Source organism: Nostoc sp. UIC 10890 (assembly GCF_054786515.1).
Genome location: NZ_JBSGKF010000149.1, coordinates 1 through 1431, shown reverse-complemented (window position 1 = coordinate 1431; position 1431 = coordinate 1). Strand labels below are relative to the sequence as shown.

Below are 1431 nucleotides of genomic sequence, written 5' to 3'. Positions count from 1 at the left end.
TTTAGAGTCAAATCAAACATATTTTACCAAAGCTATGATTTTGCAGGCGGAATTTGCGCGAAAATCTTAGACTGCAAAAGTTCGGGAAATTTTTCCCAAACTACGCCACCTTTACTACTCTTGATATACAGTTGCATAAATTCTATTAACGCTGCTGAACTTTCTTCTGGGGAAAGATTGACAAATAGATAGGTGGGTTTCTCGTGGCTAGATACAGATACAACACAGCCTTGACTGCAAGCCCAAAGACATCCTACAGGCTGAATTTCTAGTTCGTCAGGATGGAATTGTTCGTTACATAAACTATTTAGTTTGTCAAGTAAAGTATTTCCATCAAAAGGCGGATTTTCTGGTCGTTCTTCAGATGAACGATGGCAGGATTTACAGATGAATATGGTGTGTTTAATCATAAGTTGAGGGTGTGTTAACGAGGTATTTAAAGAGGTCATCAATGATGGCATCCGCAGCTAAGAGGTTAAATCCCCGCCAGGTCATATAATCAACCGGATAAACCTGATCTTGCTGAACGGCACGAAGTTTTTGCCAAAGTGGTTGTTGTTTGAGAGTTTCTAGCTTTTTGTAATCGCCTGTTGTCATCATCCCCACAAATAAGATATCGCCGTCCGCTTTGTCTATTTCTTCCTCAGAGATTGGCATCATGTTAGCCTGCGCCATAACATCCTGAGCAGCAGGACGTTGTAATCCAACATCTTTGAGGATGCGGTCAGGAAATGAACCTTTAACCTCACTAAAGATGCTACCCCCAGAGATGGAAACGAGAGAGATAGTTTGATTTTGATATTGTTTTCCTAATGCTGCTTTGAGTTTTGCAATTCGATGGTGATAGCGATCCCAGGCTTGTTGGGCTACGTCTTGCCGTCCTAAAACCTCAGCCACAAACTGAAAAGAATTTCGCCAATCGTCATTGTTATGAGACTGACTCAGCACTGTCGGCGCAATTTGGGCTAACAAAGGGTAGACTTTTTTCTCCCAATCATACCCAATAATCAGATCGGGTTTGACGTACAGCAAACTTTCGAGGTTAGGGTCATAGCCACCCAACACCTGAATGTCAGTGAGATAAGATTTCAGATAAGGTGGAACTTCAACATTATTAGTGAATGCTTGGAGATAAGTGCTGCCAATGGGTTTGATGCCAAGTGCCAGGACATGAGCCAGGATTGAGGTGTGGAGTGTCACAACACGCTGGGGACTTGTAGGGATGCAAGTCTCTCCCAGGTTGTGTTTAACCATGCGACATTCTGCGGTTTGTTGTTTAGGTAAAGAGGATGTATTGTGAGATGTGAAATAATGGCAACCTGTAACTAGAGTAAATCCCAAGATGCCTAATATTAACCAACAGAAAAAACGTCGCATGATTTTCTTAATTATTAAAACGTCCAAGAAACAGTTCCTTGAACTGTAAAAGGT

The 1431-nt window shown here is 41.7% G+C and carries 2 protein-coding genes; both read right to left on the bottom strand.

Annotated elements, in window-relative coordinates:
• Window positions 1-32 precede the first annotated feature (32 nt).
• The gene (locus ACWATR_RS39995) at window positions 33-410 is read right to left on the bottom strand and encodes a DUF1636 family protein (RefSeq protein WP_460345922.1); all 378 of its coding nucleotides are present in this window, start codon (window positions 408-410) and stop codon (window positions 33-35) included.
• Window positions 403-1377, bottom strand: a complete 975-nt coding sequence (locus ACWATR_RS39990) for an ABC transporter substrate-binding protein (protein ID WP_460345920.1) — start codon at window positions 1375-1377, stop codon at window positions 403-405. The genes ACWATR_RS39995 and ACWATR_RS39990 overlap by 8 nt, the downstream gene beginning before the upstream one ends.
• Between the last annotated feature and the right edge of the window lie 54 nt (window positions 1378-1431).